This is a genomic window from Okeania sp. SIO2F4, assembly GCF_010672385.1.
Classification (GTDB): Bacteria; Cyanobacteriota; Cyanobacteriia; order Cyanobacteriales; family Microcoleaceae; genus Trichodesmium.
Map to the genome: position 1 here is coordinate 1 of NZ_JAAHGT010001325.1, position 1762 is coordinate 1762.

3 protein-coding genes are annotated in these 1762 nt (G+C 38.1%); all 3 read right to left on the minus strand.

All coding sequences use genetic code 11. From position 1 onward, the window contains the following. Positions 1-13: 13 nt before the first annotated feature. Complete coding sequence (locus F6K22_RS40085; protein ID WP_293110662.1) at positions 14-739, minus strand: DnaJ domain-containing protein; 726 nt, start codon at positions 737-739, stop codon at positions 14-16. Next, positions 684-1337 (minus strand): WD40 repeat domain-containing protein, encoded by a 654-nt coding sequence (locus tag F6K22_RS40090; protein ID WP_293110664.1) that lies wholly within the window; start codon positions 1335-1337, stop codon positions 684-686. The genes F6K22_RS40085 and F6K22_RS40090 overlap by 56 nt, the downstream gene beginning before the upstream one ends. Further along, positions 1270-1762 (minus strand): hypothetical protein (locus F6K22_RS40095; protein WP_293110666.1); only part of this gene is annotated, 493 nt, incomplete at its 5' end. The genes F6K22_RS40095 and F6K22_RS40090, both read right to left, overlap by 68 nt.

The window sequence follows — 1762 nt, forward strand, 5'->3', positions numbered from 1 at the left end:
TACTTCTTCCTTATTATTCCAATTTTTGAAGCAAAAACTGATTATATGCTTGATTAATAATTTGCATTTTCAAAACAGCTTCTTTATCCCCATTTACATCAGGATGATATTGTCTAGCTAAACGACGATCAGCTAATTTCACTGTTTCCGCATTGGCATTCGGCATCACATCCAATATTTCCCACCATTCCCCAGACCTAGAAACCATACCATCCCACATCACCTGATGCCAAATTTTAATATTTTTCCCATCACCCCCAGTTACCAAACAACCATCACCAGAAAAAGCTACCGGATAACTACCTGCCAAAGTTTGCAAAAGTTCCCCACTAGACAAACGCCAAATTTTCACCGTACCATCTTGACTACTACTAGCAAGTATTTCTCCATTACCACTAATAGCAAGAGAAAATACTGGTGCTGCATGACCAACCAAAGTACAAATTAACGACTCTGTTTCAATATTCCAAATTTTGATTGTAAAATCTGTACTGCCACTAACAAGGAGATTTTCAGTGGGATGAAAAGCTAAATATGTTATCCAACCAGAATGTTGTTGCAGAATACGCGGGGGTTGATAACTGTCGATATTCCACAAACGAATAGTTTTATCAGCACTCCCACTGGCAAAAGTTTTACCATCCTGACTCCAAGCAACTGCCCAAACTTTATCTGTATGACCATCAAAAGTACGAACGAATAGTTTTATCAGCACTCCCACTGGCAAAAGTTTTACCATCCTGACTCCAAGCAACTGCCCAAACTTTATCTGTATGACCATCAAAAGTACGCTTGAGTTTTCCTGTTTCTAGTTCCCATAGTCTAATAGTTTTGTCAGCACTCCCACTAACAAGATTTTTACCGTCTTTACTGATAGCTACTGCAAATACTGAGTCTTTGTGACTGATGGGAGAGTTGGAAGCGAAAAAAGTCTGACAATGTTTTTTGGTATCTATATTATATGTGGTGATTTTTCCCTCGAAGTCTCCGCTAACGAGTATGGGAGTCTTAGTATTGAGGGCGACAGTTTGCACTTCCTGGGAATATCTGAAAAAAGTGTAGAGACGTTTACCTGTTTTGATATTCCATAAGCTAACAGAGGAGTCGCTACTTGTTGTGGCAAAAGTTTGATTATCAGCACTAATAACTACAGCATTAATTGAGGTAGTATGTGCTTTGATAACTTTTCTACATTTCCAAGTTAATTTTGAGTGTGGTTGTAAGTCTGAAGTTTCTGTGGGTGGGGGTAGGGTTAATTCATTGTCACGCTTAGAAAAAAGGAGGAGAGGGTGGGGAGGTGTGGGAAGTGTGGGAAGTGTGGGAAGTACAGGACTCAAAAAATATAGAGTTGTAAATATTCTCTGAGGACAATGTATTAGTCTTGGTGGGTGGGGGAGAAAAATTTGATTGATTTTGGCAACCTATATTTTTCTTTAGTTGTTCTAATTCTGCTTCTATTTCTAGAGCGCTAAATTTTTGCTTCGTCTCTATATTTTCTGTGGGTGGGGAAGAAAAATTTGATTGATTTTGACAACCTATATTTTTCTGTAGTTGTTCTAATTCTGCTTCTATTTCTAGAGTGGTAAATTTTTGCTTTGTCTCCATTTCAACAAAGACCGGATCTAAGGGTGGGGGAGAAAAATTTGATTGATTTTGACAACCTATATTTTTCTGTAGTTGTTCTAATTCTGCTTCTATTTCTAGAGTGGTAAATTTTTGCTTTGTCTCCATTTCAACAAAGACCGGATCTAAGGGTGGGGGA

Excerpts from the sequence above, each read along its gene's own strand:
- F6K22_RS40085 (WP_293110662.1), bottom strand. The coding sequence starts at position 739 with ATGGTAAAACTTTTGCCAGTGGGAGTGCTGATAAAACTATTCGTTCGT.